This is a genomic window from Phytohabitans sp. LJ34, from assembly GCF_052068095.1.
In the GTDB taxonomy this organism is placed as follows: domain Bacteria; phylum Actinomycetota; class Actinomycetes; order Mycobacteriales; family Micromonosporaceae; genus Phytohabitans.
Window position 1 is genome coordinate 230782 of sequence record NZ_JBQHDG010000014.1, and the last position, 14325, is coordinate 245106.

At 70.5% G+C, this 14325-nt stretch carries 12 protein-coding genes; 5 read left to right on the forward strand and 7 right to left on the reverse strand.

What is annotated here, in order from left to right; translation table 11 throughout:
• Window positions 1-113: 113 nt before the first annotated feature.
• The 4 genes from pstS to ACTMTJ_RS25155 form a co-directional block, all read right to left on the reverse strand.
• Window positions 114-1199, reverse strand: a complete 1086-nt coding sequence (gene pstS / locus ACTMTJ_RS25140) for a phosphate ABC transporter substrate-binding protein PstS (RefSeq protein WP_441220168.1) — start codon at window positions 1197-1199, stop codon at window positions 114-116.
• A gap of 225 nt (window positions 1200-1424) precedes the next feature.
• Window positions 1425-2387, reverse strand: a complete 963-nt coding sequence (gene mshD / locus ACTMTJ_RS25145) for a mycothiol synthase (RefSeq protein ID WP_441220169.1) — start codon at window positions 2385-2387, stop codon at window positions 1425-1427.
• Between the two features lie 20 nt (window positions 2388-2407).
• Window positions 2408-3307: a polysaccharide deacetylase family protein gene (locus tag ACTMTJ_RS25150; protein ID WP_441220226.1), complete on the reverse strand. Its 900-nt coding sequence runs from the start codon at window positions 3305-3307 to the stop codon at window positions 2408-2410.
• Window positions 3308-3481: 174 nt separating this feature from the next.
• Window positions 3482-4195, reverse strand: coding sequence for a winged helix-turn-helix transcriptional regulator (locus tag ACTMTJ_RS25155; RefSeq protein ID WP_173057698.1), 714 nt, complete (start codon window positions 4193-4195; stop codon window positions 3482-3484).
• A 259-nt stretch (window positions 4196-4454) separates the two neighbouring features.
• On the opposite strand from ACTMTJ_RS25155, the gene ACTMTJ_RS25160 reads away from it, so the two are divergent.
• The 5 genes from ACTMTJ_RS25160 to ACTMTJ_RS25180 all read left to right on the forward strand — a co-directional run bounded on the left by ACTMTJ_RS25160 (window position 4455) and on the right by ACTMTJ_RS25180 (window position 7683).
• Window positions 4455-5366, forward strand: a complete 912-nt coding sequence (locus ACTMTJ_RS25160) for a hypothetical protein (RefSeq protein WP_441220170.1) — start codon at window positions 4455-4457, stop codon at window positions 5364-5366.
• A 41-nt stretch (window positions 5367-5407) separates the two neighbouring features.
• Window positions 5408-6196 (forward strand): LmeA family phospholipid-binding protein, encoded by a 789-nt coding sequence (locus ACTMTJ_RS25165; protein WP_441220171.1) that lies wholly within the window; start codon window positions 5408-5410, stop codon window positions 6194-6196.
• A gap of 67 nt (window positions 6197-6263) precedes the next feature.
• A complete protein-coding gene (locus tag ACTMTJ_RS25170) occupies window positions 6264-6341 on the forward strand; it encodes an Ms5788A family Cys-rich leader peptide (RefSeq protein WP_334619740.1) in 78 nt (25 codons plus the stop codon).
• A 158-nt stretch (window positions 6342-6499) separates the two neighbouring features.
• A complete protein-coding gene (locus ACTMTJ_RS25175) occupies window positions 6500-7348 on the forward strand; it encodes a sulfurtransferase (RefSeq protein WP_441220172.1) in 849 nt (282 codons plus the stop codon).
• A 2-nt stretch (window positions 7349-7350) separates the two neighbouring features.
• Window positions 7351-7683: a DUF1416 domain-containing protein gene (locus ACTMTJ_RS25180; RefSeq protein ID WP_441220173.1), complete on the forward strand. Its 333-nt coding sequence runs from the start codon at window positions 7351-7353 to the stop codon at window positions 7681-7683.
• Between the two features lie 91 nt (window positions 7684-7774).
• On the opposite strand, the gene ACTMTJ_RS25185 is transcribed toward ACTMTJ_RS25180, so the two are convergent.
• The 3 genes from ACTMTJ_RS25185 to ACTMTJ_RS25195 all read right to left on the reverse strand — a co-directional run bounded on the left by ACTMTJ_RS25185 (window position 7775) and on the right by ACTMTJ_RS25195 (window position 14324).
• Window positions 7775-9061 (reverse strand): hypothetical protein, encoded by a 1287-nt coding sequence (locus ACTMTJ_RS25185; RefSeq protein WP_441220174.1) that lies wholly within the window; start codon window positions 9059-9061, stop codon window positions 7775-7777.
• Window positions 9040-9888 (reverse strand): inositol monophosphatase family protein, encoded by an 849-nt coding sequence (locus ACTMTJ_RS25190; RefSeq protein WP_441220175.1) that lies wholly within the window; start codon window positions 9886-9888, stop codon window positions 9040-9042. Before ACTMTJ_RS25190 ends, ACTMTJ_RS25185 begins: the two co-directional genes overlap by 22 nt.
• A gap of 89 nt (window positions 9889-9977) precedes the next feature.
• Window positions 9978-14324, reverse strand: coding sequence for a S8 family serine peptidase (locus ACTMTJ_RS25195; protein WP_441220176.1), 4347 nt, complete (start codon window positions 14322-14324; stop codon window positions 9978-9980).
• Window position 14325 lies beyond the last annotated feature (1 nt).

Here is a 14325-nt window from a genome sequence, read left to right on the forward strand (position 1 = left end):
CGCGAGAGGGCTGGGCGGATCGGGTGTCTGAGTCGTCACGGTCCTAACTCCGGTGGCTGGGACGCCGCCAGGGGCGGGATCGTCGGACCCCGCCCCTGGGCTCTGTCATCGATTCACTGGATCTTGTCGAGCTGGGCGAGCGCCTTCGTCTTGAGCGCCGCGGGCAGCGGGGCGTAATCCACCTCGGGGGCGAGCGTCTGACCCTCGTTGAGGATGTAGGTGACGAAGCCCTTAACCGCGTCCTTCTTCGCCGCGTCCGGGTACGAGGTGCGGACGAGGATGTAGGTCGGGGCGGTGATCGGGTAGCTCGTCGCGCCGGCCGCGTTCAGCGGGTCGTACGTGAGGTCGTCCTTGACCGTCGCGCCTTCCAGGGCGGCCGTGGCGCCGTCGAGGCTGGCCGCGACGAACTGGCCGTCCTTGTTCTTGATCGCGGCGAACTTGAGGCCGCTCTCCTTGGCGTCGCTGAAGTCGACGTAGCCGATCGCGCCGTCGCTCTGCTTGATGATCTGCGCGACACCCGTGTTCTTCTGCGCGCCCTGGGTGGTGGACGGCCAGTTGACCGTGTCACCGCTGTCCAGCTTCCAGCTCGGCGCGGCGGCCTTCAGGTACTTGGTGAAGTTGTTGGTCGTACCCGAGCCGTCGGCGCGGTGCGCGACCGTGATCGCCTTGTCGGGCAGGTTGACGCCCGGGTTGTCGGCGGCGATCGCCGCGTCGTTCCACTTCTTGATGTCCGTCTGGAAGATCTTCGCGAGCGTGTCCGGGCTGAGCTGAAGCTTGTCCACGCCCGAGAGGTTGTAGGAGACCGTAATCGGCGCGGCCACGGTCGGCACGTACAGGAAGGAGTCGGCGGCGACGCCGTCCGTGTCCTTGACCGTGCTGTCGGTGCCGGCCCAGTCCACGAGGTTGGCGCCGAAGTCCTTCTTGCCCTGACCCGAGCCGACGGAGTTGTAGGTGACAGTCACCTTCGACGCCACGGTCTTGAACTCGGCGATCGCCTCCGTGTAGAAAGCGTTCGGGAAGCTGGCGCCACCGCCCTTGATGTCGCCGGACAGGCTTTCATAGTTGCCCGCGCCAGAGCCGGAATTGCCGGTCCCGGTGTCGGTGCCGTTGTCGTCGTCTCCGCCACCGCAGCCGGCAAGTGCGAGCGCGGCGATCGCGACGCCGACGAGGGCACGCCGCGAGAGCACGTTGCGGTTCACCTCAGGTAAGCCTCTCTGTTGGGAGCGTCCGGCCATGAACGGGCCGAACACTGGCGACGCTAAAAGCAGCAGGTAGCCGGCTTCCACGGCGTGGATGAACGAGGAGTGAACACGTCTACCAGGCAAGATTGCGCAATGCTGAGGGGGAGTTGTCCGTTCCGTGAACCAGGGTGCTTGTGCCGGGAATATCCGATATTGGCGGTCGCCCGTTATCGCTACGCGACGTTACGTTGACGTTGCTGTGACCGGGTGAACAACCCGTCGGTAACTCACATCCGTAGACCAACGGGCGAACCCCGACCGGGTGTACAGCGCCACCGCCCGGACGTTCGACTCATCGACGTAGAGCATCGCCTGATCCAGCCCTCGGCCACGCAGGTAGCGCAGGCCGGCCACGGTCAGCGCGGAACCGAGGCCGGTGCCGTGCGCGTCCGGGTCGACCCCGAGCACGTACACCTCGCCGATCGGCTCGTGCTGGTGCCCCCGGGCGCCGTGCACCTTGGTCCAGTGAAAGCCGAGCAGCCGGCCGTCTCCGGCCACCGCGAGCAGGAAGCCGTCCGCGTCGAACCACGGCTCCGCCATCCGTAGCCGCAGGTCACGCAGTGTCCAGCGGCCCTGGTCGGGGTGGTCGGCGAAGGCGCGCGCGTTGAGCGTCACCCATGCCTCGTCGTCCTGGCCCGGCCGGAACGGGCGCAGCGCCACTCCCTCGGGCAGCCTCGGCTCCAGCAGCGGTGCGTAGAGCGAGCGGCGCATTTGCAGCAGCACGCGGGCGCGTACGAACCCGAGGCTGAGCGCGAGCGCGCCGGCCGAGGGGTGGTCGCCGTGCGCCCACAGACGCAGCCGCCCGCGCGGGTCGGTCTTGTCGGTGACGTCCATCGCCGCCCGCACGAGCGCCCGCCCGAGCCCGTGCCGCCGGCGCAGCGGGTGCACCGCCAGCTCCGCGGACGCGCCCTCGACCTTGTCGGTGGTGTCCAGGTGGGCATATCCGGCGAGCGCGCCGTCGTGGTCCCGCGCCAGCAGGTGAACGGCCGGTACGTCGCCGCCGTGCCGCAGGTGGAGCACCACGTGCTCGGAGAGGGGGTACGCCCCGTCCGTGTCGCCGGCGGCCTGGGCGAGAGCGAGCACCTCCCGCACCTCCTCCGCGGTCAGCTGATCGGTCCGGGCCGCGACGGGATGTACGGAGGTCACCACGTCACGGTATGCCAGGTTCAGATCTGGCCGAGCTTGAGCGGCCACTCCCGGCCGTGCATGCGGGGCGGGTCGATGCCGGGCGGGAGCGCGCAGAGCTGAAAGCGGCGGCCCAGGTTGGGCAGGATCGAGCGGAGCGCCGAGATCGTGCCGTGGCGGTCGCCACCCGCGTCGTGCAGCAGGACGATCGCCCCGCGGGTCGTGCCGGAGTTGACCGTGCTGGCGATGCTGCCCGCGCCGGGCTTGCGCCAGTCCTGCGGGTCCACCGTCCAGTGCAGCGGCGTCATGCCCAGCTCGCGGGATACCGCCACGATCGACGCCGTCCACGCACCGCCGGGCTGGCGGTAGTAGGACACCCGGGCACCGGGCGCGGCGTCGCGGATCGCCTGGTTGGTGCGTAGGAGATCGGTGCGGATGCCGGCCCTGGTGCGCACGCCGAGCCGCACGTCGTGCTCCCACGAGTGGTTGCACAGGGTGTGGCCGTCGGCGGCGATCTGCCGCACCAGCCCGGGAAACGCCCTGACGTTGACGCCGACCAGGCAGAACGTCGCCTTCACGCCGTACCGTCGCAGCATCGCGAGCGCCTGCGGGGTCTGCGACGGGTCGGGACCGTCGTCGAAGGTCAGCGCCACCCCGGTCGTACCCGTGGTGCGGCGGCTGCCGAACGGACCGCCCCGCTCGGCGGGCAGCGGCGGGCGGCCGGGCCCGGTGATCGGCTGCGCGGCCATCGGCGGGGCCGGTGCGATGGGCGGCTTCGGCGCGGCGGCGACGGGTCGGGCCGCGCCGGTGGCCGGCGCGACGGTGCGCGCCGTGCGCTCCCGGGCGGTGTCGGGCGCGAGATGGTGCCCCACCAGGTAGGCGCTCGCCACGATCGCGGCTATCACACCCGCGACGATCGCCACCGTGCGCACGTTGGACAGAGCGGTACCGGTGCGCTCGTCGGTCTCACCGGCCTCGGTGGCCTCCTGGGTAACAGGCACGACCTTGAGGATAAATCGCTCTTAAGAAACTTAAGGCCAAAAACGCCCAAATGCATTACATATAAGGAAGCGCCACCCAGCCTTCGCTGGATGGCGCTTCGGGGTAGCCGGGTGTCAGACGGGCAGCGGAGCCGGCTCGCTGTCGGGCAGCGGGCGGCTCGGCGGCACGACGAACTTGTAGCCGACCTGGCGGACCGTGCCGATCATCGACTCGTACTCCGAGCCGAGCTTGGCCCGCAGCCGCCGCACGTGCACGTCGACCGTGCGGGTGCCGCCGAAGTAGTCGTAGCCCCAGACCTCGCGCAGCAGCTGGTCGCGGGTGAACACCCGGCCCGGGTGCTGGGCCAGGAACTTCAGCAGCTCGAACTCCTTGTAGGTCAAGTCGAGCGGGCGGCCCTTGAGCTTGGCCGCGTAGGTGTCCGGGTCGATGCTCAGCTCGCCGGCCCGGATCAGGCCGCCGGCGCCGGAGGTCGCGTTGGTGAGGCGACCGACCGCCAGGCGGAGGCGGGCCTCGACCTCGGCGGGACCGGCGCTGGCCAGGATCACGTCGTCGACGCCCCAGTCGGCGTTGAGCGCGATCAGGCCAGCCTCGGTGACCACGGCGACCAGCGGCACGCCCAGGCCGGTGGCGTGGAGCATGCGGCAGGTCGCGCGGGCCTCGGCCAGCTCGGAACGGGCGTCGACCATGACCGCGTCAGGGCTTGGGCCGGAGACCAGGGTGCGCACGTCGCGCGGCGCGGTGCGCACCGAGTGAGGGAGCAGGTCGAGCGCGGGAAGCACGGCTGACGGCTCACCGGCGCGGGCTGTCACCAGCAACAGGATTTCCACTCTGACCTCCGTCCTCGCGGCGCTGGGCCGCGCGGTGACCGGCGGTAATCCGGACGACCGGCTTACCGGTGTGACTCTGTGTCGGTCCCGGCGTCGCTGACGGGCGGGTGCTGTTGACTTCGGAAGAGCTTAACCGATGGTCAGCTGTAAACACTCCGGTGTCCGGCCGTTCATTTGTGTGATCGGCCATAGATTGGCCAGCATCGATCTCTGTTTCGCCGGTCGGCCGGATGCGCGCCAGGGCCCTAGTATCGGGGGCGTGTTCCCCTCCGCCTCCGACACCGCCCCGCGCGCCGTGGCCACCGCCGCGGGCGACGAGGACGAGGTGGAGGAGGTCGAGGTCGTCCCGGTCCGGCCGAGCCTCTCGGTAGCCATCGCCGGGTTCGCCGCGCTGCTGGCCATCGGGCTGGTCTTCGGTGCGCAGACGGCCGGCCCGGGCAGTGCCCGCGTCCCGTACGCGATCGTGATCTTCGGGGTGCAGCTCCTCTTCATCTTGGCCTGGACGATGGCCATCCGCCCCCCGGCGCTGCCCGCCGTGGCCGGGGTCTGCGGGGTGGCGGCGCTCCTCGCCGACATGGGCGCCGTGTTGCCGCAGAGCGCGACGGTCGTCCCACTCGTGTACGTGTCGATCGGTGGCTTCGTGGCCGCCGTGGTGAGCCAGCTGATCCGCGCCGTCGACCGGGCCCGGGCGAAAGACTCGCTCGGCTCCACGCTGCTCATCGTGCTCGGCGTGGTGGCGTTCGCGTCGCTGATCGTGCTGGGCCGCGAGCCGCTCGGCACCCAGACGATCTTCGTGTGCCTGACCGCGACCGGTGTGTCGCTGATCGTGGCGCGGCTTACCGACGCGGTGCTCGCCTGGCCACGGCTCGCCCCACAGGTGCCCCGCGGCGCCGCCGGCGTGGTCTTCGGCGCCATGGCCGGCACGCTGGTCGCCGCCGTGATCGGCAGCTACGTGGTCGGCTTCACGCCCACGAGCGCCGCCATCGCGGGTCTTGTGGCCGCCAGCCTCGGCGCGCTCGCCGACCTCGCGGTCGGCTACGCGGAGGCGGGGCGGCAGATGGCCGGCGAGCCGCCGACCATGTGGATCGCCCGGCACATGCAGGGGCCGCTCGGCGGGTTCGCGCTCGCCGCGCCCGCCGCGTACGCCATGTGCGTCTTGTTCCTGACCTGAGGCACGACTCGCATCCAGGAGAGCGGGGTATAACGGCCGCCGTGACGACGTACACCTATGAACCGGCACCGGCGCGCCCCCGGCGGCGCTGGGGCCGGCGCCTGCTGATCGTCTTCATCGTGCTGCTGGTGGTGCTCGGCGGGCTGCTCGTCGTCGCCGACCGGGTGGCCGCGAGCGTGGCCGAGCGCGCGATCAGCGACGAGATCGCCAAGGAACTCGTCGCGCAGGACGTCAAGTCGTCTCCGCCGGACGTCGGGGTCGGCGGGTTCCCGTTCCTCACCCAGGTGCTCTCGGGCAAGTACGAGTCGATCACGATCGGCCTCCGCGACCTGGAGGGCAACATCGAGGGCGAGGGCGTGCGGGTGCCTCGGCTCGACGTCGACGCCCGCGACGTCTCCGCGCCGCTCGAGACGATCCGCAACGGCCAGGGCGACGTTGTCGCGCAGACCGTCAACGGCACCGCCACCATCGCGTACGCGAGCGTCGTCGCCCTGATGGACCAGCCCGGCCTGCGGCTGTCCGAGCGCGACGGCCAGCTTCGCGTCACCGCCCCGCTCGACGTCGTGGGTCAGCGCGTCACGGTCAGCGGCACCGCCGAGCTGAGCGTGACGAACGGGCGGGTGCAGATCCGGTTCCGCGACCTGACCGCCGACGGGCTGCCCCAGCTGCCCGGCGCGGATGCGGTCCTCAACCAGTACGCCCAGCAGATCTCGATCAGCATGGCGCTGCCCGAGCTGCCGTTCAAATTGGACGTCAAGGGCGTCGAGGCACGCCCGGATGGGCTCGCCGTGGACGCCCAGGCGCTCAACGTCGCACTCAACCAGTGGTAACTACCTCATCCCGGATGGTGAGTCGGTTCTGTCACGACTCGAAGAACGGCTGGTAAGCTCCCTCCCCATGGGGACGCTCCTCACCAAACGGCGCGCGGTCGACCTGTGCCGCGTGGCCGCCTGCCTGTGTCGCCCCGTCATCTGACGGCGGGGCCGGTTCTGCGTACCCTCTGATCCATTACGCCCGGCAGTGGCGCCGTCGCACGTACCCGTGATCCGTCCCAACCCATGGGTCGCGCGCTACGGCGAAGATTGAGCGCCCGCGCGCCGACCTCGAATCAATCCTCAAGAGGAGTTCATTCGATGAGTCGCGACACTGCACTCGTATCAGCCGACTGGGCCGAAAAGAACCTGGAAGCAGCCGGTGTGGTCTTCGTCGAGGTCGACGAAGACACGGCCGCGTATGACGCGGGCCACATCCCGGGCGCCATCAAGCTCGACTGGAAGACCGACCTGCAAGACCCGGTGCGCCGAGACTTCGTCAACAAGCAGCAGTTCGAGGCGCTGCTGTCCGAGCGCGGCATCGGCAACGACGACACCGTGATCCTGTACGGCGGCAACAACAACTGGTTCGCGGCCTACGCGTACTGGTACTTCAAGCTCTACGGCCACCGCGACGTCAAGCTGCTCGACGGCGGCCGCAAGAAGTGGGAGCTCGACGCCCGCACGCTCACCAAAGACCCGGTGAGCCGCCCCGCCACCCAGTACACGGCGCAGGAGCCCGACGTCTCCATCCGCGCCTTCCGCGACGAGGTGGTCTCCGCGATCGGCACGAAGAACCTCGTCGACGTCCGCTCTCCCGACGAGTACGCCGGTCGCCTCCTCGCCCCCGCCCATCTGCCGCAGGAGCAGGCGCAGCGGGCCGGCCACATCCCGACCGCACTCAGCGTGCCGTGGAGCAAGGCCGCCAACGAAGACGGCACCTTCAAGTCCGACGACGACCTGCGCCAGATCTACGGCGAGGCCGGGCTCGACGACGGCAAGGCCACCATCGCGTACTGCCGCATCGGCGAGCGCTCCTCGCACACCTGGTTCGTGCTGAAGGAGCTGCTCGGCCACCAGGACGTAAAGAACTACGACGGTTCGTGGACCGAGTACGGCTCGCTCGTGGGCGTGCCGGTCGCGCTCGGCGACGAGCCGGGGAAGGCGTGACGATGACTGCCGTTACCTCCGCCAACACCGCCGCCGGCTGCGCGGCGCCCGACCAGTCGGCTCCACTCCCGGCCAGCGTCGACCTGGAGAAGGAGACCGTGATCACGGGCACCGTCCTCGCCGACTCGGGCGAGGCGGTGGCCGGTGCCTACGTGCGCCTGCTCGACTCGACCGGCGAGTTCACCGCCGAGGTCGTCACCTCGCCGGAGGGCCTGTTCCGCTTCTTCGCGGCACCGGGCACCTGGACCCTGCGCGCCCTGTCCCGCCACGGCAACGGCGACGCCACGGTGACCGCCAGCCAGGGCATCAACCAGGTCGGCGTCACGGTCGCCTGACCCCCGTCGACAGCAGAGCGGCCCGCACCCCGGTGCGGGCCGCTCTTTCGGTTGGCACTCGTGGCAGCGCCCAGACTCACGACCGCCGCCGTCAGGACCCGGACAGCTTCCAGGCACGGATGAACTCCCGGTAGAGAAACTGCTGGAAGGGCCGGCTTCGGAGCCGCCGAACGACGCTTCGTCCGATGCCTCGGGATCCGAAGTAGAGCGCGCTTACGATCGGCAGGCCGGTAGCGGTCTGCGTGACCGACGCCACCCCCTCCACGAGGTCGCGTTCGAGAGGTGACGGCTCGGCGCGGCGAATGCCGAGCGTCTCCAGCAGCCGGGTCCGCACCGCCTCGATGTCGCGGGCCAGGAGCAGGTGGTCCTCGTCGGTGACGCATGCGGCGATGGCTTCCCGGAGATCGGTTGCCTCCGCTCGGTACCGCTTGATCCGGTCGGCGACGTGACGAATCCACGCGCCGTCGGTCACCTTGCCCGTCTCCGCGTCCGACCAGAGCCGGCCGCCAAGCAGGGGCAGCTCGAACTCCATCAGCCGCAGCCGGAGCGCCGCGGCGTGACCGGCGGCTTCGGCGATGGAACCAGGAATGCCGCGAATGGTCTTGATGACGTCCAGGACGAGGACGTCTTCGGCACCTTGCCGGTTGAGGTCGAAGGTCAGCAGGAAGTCCCGTCGCATCGGATGCGGCTGGTAGCACATCGCCGCCGCGTCCGCACGTGCCTGGTACTTGAGGCCCCGCGCCAGAGTGGCCATCAGGTACTTGCCCTCACCAGGTGGCGCTACCGGCGCCAGCGCGCGGTGCAGCACGACCGCGGCCGAGCGGGCCCAGTCGCCGAACTCGTCCGACTCGATGCCGTCGTGGCTGTCGATACGGACGTTGTGGTGCCCGGTCACCCGCACGTTGGCTTGCTGGAAGCGAGCCCAATCGACCAGCCTCGCAGACAACGAATCGCGGCCTGGGCGAGCGCTGTCGCAGGCGAGAGCCTGGTCGACGAACTGAATGACGCTCGTCGTGCCGAGAGTCGTCGTCAGGTCGTCCAGAGCCCGCGCTTGAGCGGTGGTGGCGCTCGCCCACCCATCGGGCTGAAGGACGAGTGGGCTTACGAGATCGGCCTGGATCAACTCGCGTAGAAGCTGCGGCTGCTCCCCGAAATCGTCGGGTGTGGGCGCCGGCAGCGTGGGGTGAACGACGTGGACCTGCGGCACGAATATGAGCGATTGCACGATCTCGACGAAGCATTGGCGAGCGAATGGATCCTGCGGCCGTGTCCGCCTGTTTTGGGACACGATGTATTCCTCGGCGCCGATGAGTGAGGTTACGTCGACGAGGACGCTGCTCCCACTCAGCGGATGAGTTACGTGATCCCCAGGAACCACCGGACCTCCTCGGGCGTCCCCATGGTGGTCGCATCGAAGGTCGGCTCGGGTTGACTGAGTGTTTCGATGTCCACCGGAGTTCGATTGTGCCCTTTGGCGTCCACCGCCAACAGTCCGGCGGCCGCTCCCATGCACAGGCCCGCCAACCCGTCCCACACCTTCTGGCGTCTGCGGTGAAAGACGTCGAAAGGAAACAACTGCCCGTCGGTCACCTCAGTGAGGTCCACGGCGGTGCGGACCATGTCGAGGGTTTGCGAGGTGGTCCTTGTCTTGAGTCGGTAGCCCGCTTGGAGCATCGGCTCTTCGAACGGTCGAGGGGTAACCCCGGAGCTGCGTGTCACCGACGCCGACTTCCGGTGATCAGTACGAGGTCCGGCCGGAACACGGTTGACCGATATGGCCGGTGTGGCGACATCGGTCGTGACGGTGATCGGCTGCCGGCCCTTGCCCAGTTCGGGCGCGAATACAAAGGCCGCGACAGGCTTACGGTCGCGGAGAAGGCACACAACCGAGCAAAATTCGACTCGATCGTGTCGGACGAACTCTGCCGTGCCGTCGATCGGATCGATGACCCAGATCAGCTCGGGCGACGCGAGCACATCGCCGCGTATGGTCGTCCGTTTGTCCTCCTCGGCGACGACAACGGCATTGCGATCAACCTCGCGAATTCGCTGGACGATCAGTTTTTCGACCGCGACGTCGGCCTCGGTGAGCAGTGTGTCGTCCGGCTTTTTGCCTACATCGAGGGTGTCTAGGCGTGCTCGGTAATGGCGGAAGGCTTCGAGGAGATCGACTTCGAGGGTGTCCCACAAACTGCCGAGTTCCATCGCGAGCCCTCTCTGACATGAGCCACCCGGAAGTGTCCCATGCCCAGGGCGCTCGCCAAGCCAGCCGGCGAGCGCCCGATCGGATGAGGTCAGTGGCCGCTGGGTGGGGGTGGGCAGGGTTCGGACGGGGCGAGGGCGAAGTCGGCGGTCTGGGTGAAGCCGGCCTGGACGCGGACGCGTTGGCTCTCCGGCAGCCAGCCGTCCTTCGCGACCACCACGTCGTACCGCCCCTGTGGCACCCAGTACGCGTAGTGGCCGGACGAGTCGGCCAGGACCGTGTAGCCGGCGGACGGGTCGGCGACCGGGTTGACGCGGATCGTCACGGGTACGCCGACCTGGTTGCCGCCGCACGTCGTGCCGAGGACGGTGCCCTGGACCTTGCCCCAGCTCGCCGGCGGCGTCACCGTCGTGCGGACTGGGATCTGCGGCACCTGGTACGGCGTGTCCGAGCGGATGCCCAGCCGTGCCGTGTACGTGCCGGGCTGTGCGATCCCGGCGGCGGCTGTGGCCGTCAGTGACACGCGGACCATGCGGGAGGCGCCCGGCGCGAGCGTGAATGCCGTCGGCTCGGCTGTCAGCCACGGCACGTCGCCGAGCTCGTCGCAGAGGTCGAGGCCGCGGAGGTGTTCGGTCTCCGAGGAGCCGACGAAGGGTGTCGGTGCGCCGCCGATGGCGTACACGCCGCAGGCGCCCGCGCCCCGGTACCGGCTGAAGCGGGTGTTGGGCAGCTCCCGCCAGGCGTTGGCCGCGGGGTCGAACGCGACGACCCGGTTGGTGATCGTGGTCAGCCCGTTGATGATGCCGCCGGCGATGACGAGTGTCCCGCTCGCCGCGGAGTACTGCGAACCCCAGAGGGCGAACGGCATGTCCGGCAGGCGGGTCCAGGCGTTGGTGGCCGGGTCGTACACGTGCGCGTCGCGGTGTGCCTGGCTGGTCGAGCCGCCGGCGCAGTAGATCTTGCCGCGGATGCCGCCGCAGGACATGTACGACGACAGGTGCGGATAGGGCTGCCGGGTCGCGAACGTGCCGGTGGCCGGGTTGAACACCACCAGGTCGGCGGAGTCGGTGCAGTTGCCGTCGACGCAGCCGCCGACCAGGTACACGCGGCCGCCCGCCACGGCGACGGCCTGCGCGGCACGGGGTGCCGGGTTTACCGCGCCGGGCACGGTGCGCCACACGCCGACGGCCGGATCGAAGACGTCGACCGAGGTGACCGGTTCGCCCGGGCCCTCCCAGCCGCCGAGCACGTAGACCTTGCCGCCCACCGCGGCCACGGCGGGACTGCTGCGGGCCACCGGCAGGTCGGGCAGGCGGGTCCAGGTGTTCGCGGCCGGGTCGTACCGGAAGGCGAGGCGCTCGGTGCCGGGTGCGCCGCCGCCGACCGAGTACACCTTGCCGTCCAGCACGGCGGCGGAGTTGTCGAAGACGTCGACCGGGTAGCCGGCCACCGTGTTCCAGGCGTCCTCGACCAGCGGGGCCGCCCGCATCGTGCCGTCGCCGAGCGGCACCTTGCCGTCGCTCACGCGCTCCCGCCGGGCGCCGCCGGGCACCGTCCGTTCGGCGAGCGGGGCGCCCTGCCGCCCGAAGAGGTCGAAGCCGCCGCCCATCTCCAGAAGGTCCACAGTGGCCGGTGCGTTGCCGGTGTTGGTGATCCGCACGTTGGCGTTGCGCGTGCTGCCGTACCCCTGGGTCGCCTCGATGGAGGTGGCCGACAGCGCGAGGCGCCCCGCGGCGAGCGCGAAGTCGGCCCTGGTCGCGGAGTCCGCGACGACCTGCACGAGCTTCGTCTGGTTCTGGTAATCCGACTTGGTGGCGGTGAACTGCTGCGCGCCGGCCAGCGAGGAGAAGAGCCAGTAGAAGCCGTCCGCGGCGGAGGTGCCGGCGTCGCCCGGAGCGTCCACACTGGACACCTTGACACCGGGCAGTGGCGCGCCGGTGTTGCCGTCGGTGGCGTCGCCGACCACCAGGCCCCCCGGGATCGGCGTGCAGGCGCGGTTGTGGACCTGGACGTTGTCCACCTCCCACCACCAGGCGAACGTGCCGCGGAAGCGGAACCGCACGAGCACGTTCGCGAAGCCGCCGGCCGGGTAGAGCGGCACCTCCTCGACGCGGGGCCCGCGGCGGTTGGCGGTCTGGTGCCACACGTTCGTCCAGGTCGCCCCGCCGTCGCTGGAGACGTCGATGTCGGCGGAGTCGGTGGTCTCGACCGCGCGCCAGTCGCTGTTGAACCGCAGGAACGGCGAGGCGATCGCGGAGAAGTCCAGCGGCGGTGTGACGAGGTCGGTGTCCTGGCTGTTGCCGCTGCCGAGCGCGTCGCTGTCGACGATGGCGAAGCCGCCTGAGCCGCCGGTCAGGTTGCCGCGGTTGCGCACGTCCTGGAAGACCCACCCGCCGCTCGCCGTGCGGTTGACGACGGACCAGCCCGGCGGCGCGGTGGTGCCGTCGAAGGACTCGCTGAGGATCGGATCCCGGAGCACCGGCGCGTAGCCGGCCGCTGTGCAGCCCGGTTCGACGATCACGGCGAAGTCGACGGTCTGGTCCGCGTCGCCGACCGCCACGTCCCGGGTCACGACGCGATATCCGGTGTACCGCGTGGTGACCGTGAACCGGTACGTGGCACCGCCCGGGACCTCGAGCGAGTAGCGCCCGGTCACCGGGTCGGTCCGCACCGGACCGCCCGGTCGCCCGGCCACCTCGACGGTGGCGGCGAGCGGCCAGCCGTGGCCGGACCCGTCGGTGACCCGCCCGCTCACGGTGACCAGCGGTGCGGTGACGAGGGCGAAGTCATGCGCCGCGGCGCCGCCCTCGGGCACGGTCACGGTGGCGGTCTGCGCCTGGTAGCCGTACTTCGAGGCGGTGACCTCCTGCTCGCCGGCCGCCACGGTCAGCGCGTAGCGCCCGTCCGGGCCGGTGGTGGTGCTGCGCCCGGCGGCGCTCACGGTGGCGCCGGCCAGCGGCGCGCCGCCGGTGGTCACCAGCCCGGCGATCCGCCCGACCGCGCCGCGGGGCGCGGCGGTGACCGCCTGGTACGCGTCGAGCCGGCCCTCGCCGAAGTTGTTGTTGTTCGCCGCGGTGCCGCCGCACCCTGTCGAGTCGACGTCGATCGCGGTGCGGTCGAGCAGGTCGCGGGTGGCGGCCACGTCGCCACGCAGGCTCGGCGCGGCCGACCAGATGAGCGCGACCGTGCCGGTCACGTGCGGCGCCGCCATCGAGGTGCCGTTGAACGCGCCGTACTGGCCGCCCGGCAGGCTGGAGCGCACGTTGACCGCGGGCGCGCTGATGTCCGGCTTGATTCCACCGTCCACAGCGGACGCACCGCGGCCGGAGCTGGTGTAGATCGCGTTGTCGACGTCGTGGCCGCCAACCCCGTAGGCGAGCGGCTCGTCGCCGGGCGAGTTGGCGGTGCCGCAGGCCGGGCCGTCGTTGCCGATCGCGAACGAGGGGAAAATGCCGGCCGCGGTCCAGGCGGCGAGGATCTGGTTGAAGAACGGGTCGTCCTGCTCGCCGCCCCACGAGTTGTTGACCACGTCGGCGTGCAGGTCGGGACGCGGGTTGGCGCCGTTGAGGTCGGTCGGCGCGAGCACCCACTCGCCGGCGGCCAGCAGCGCGTCGGTCGGGCAGCCGCGCGGGTCGCAGCCCTTGGCGGCGATCCACTTGGCGCCGGGCGCCACGCCGATCTGGTTGGCGCCGCCGTCGTCACCGACCGCGGTGCCCGCCACGTGCGTGCCGTGGCCGTCATCGTCGTCGCACGGCACGAGCGGGTTGGCGCACACCTCGGCCGGGTCGTACCAGTTGTAGTTGTGGTCGAAGGAGCCGTTGCCGAGGTTGCCGCGGTACTGGTTGACCAGCGCCGGGTGGTCGAACTGCGCGCCGCCGTCGATGGTCGCCACGACGATGCCCTCGCCGCGCACGCCGTACTCGCTCCACACCCGTGGCGCGCCGACCGCGCCGACGTTCCACTCGGTCGCCGCCGGTGCGATCGGCTCGGCCGCCCGGGTGGGTGCCAGCAGCGGGAGTACGCGTACCGGCTCGATCCGCTCCACCTCACCGCGCGCGGCGAGCGCGTCCAATGTGGAGCGGTCGGCGGTGACCCGGAGCGCGTTCGCGATCCAGAACGGGCGGTAGCCGGCCTTGCGGGAGTCGAGCAGGTCCCGGATGCCGCTCTGGGTGCGCTCGGCGGTGCCGGTCAGCTTCCCGTACACCTGCGTGGCCTTGGTCGACCCGCGTTGCTTGGCGATGGGGCCGAGGTCGGCCTTTTCGCGGAGGTAGACCATGAAGCTGGCCGTGCCTTTCGCCTCCAGGGTGGCGACGACCTCCTTGCTGACCTCCGCACCGGGCGCCGCCGCGGTCGCGACCGCCGGTCCCGATGTCACCGCCAGCGTCGTCACCAAGCCCAGCACCAGTAACCGCGACATGGCCCCTCCCCGTGCTCGCATT

Excerpts from the sequence above, each read along its gene's own strand:
- ACTMTJ_RS25195 (WP_441220176.1), bottom strand. The coding sequence starts at position 14,324 with ATGCGAGCACGGGGAGGGGCCATGTCGCGGTTACTGGTGCTGGGCTTG.
- ACTMTJ_RS25180 (WP_441220173.1), top strand. The coding sequence starts at position 7,351 with ATGACTGCCGTTACCTCCGCCAACACCGCCGCCGGCTGCGCGGCGCCC.
- ACTMTJ_RS25170 (WP_334619740.1), top strand. The coding sequence starts at position 6,264 with ATGGGGACGCTCCTCACCAAACGGCGCGCGGTCGACCTGTGCCGCGTG.
- ACTMTJ_RS25175 (WP_441220172.1), top strand. The coding sequence starts at position 6,500 with ATGAGTCGCGACACTGCACTCGTATCAGCCGACTGGGCCGAAAAGAAC.
- ACTMTJ_RS25190 (WP_441220175.1), bottom strand. The coding sequence starts at position 9,888 with ATGGAACTCGGCAGTTTGTGGGACACCCTCGAAGTCGATCTCCTCGAA.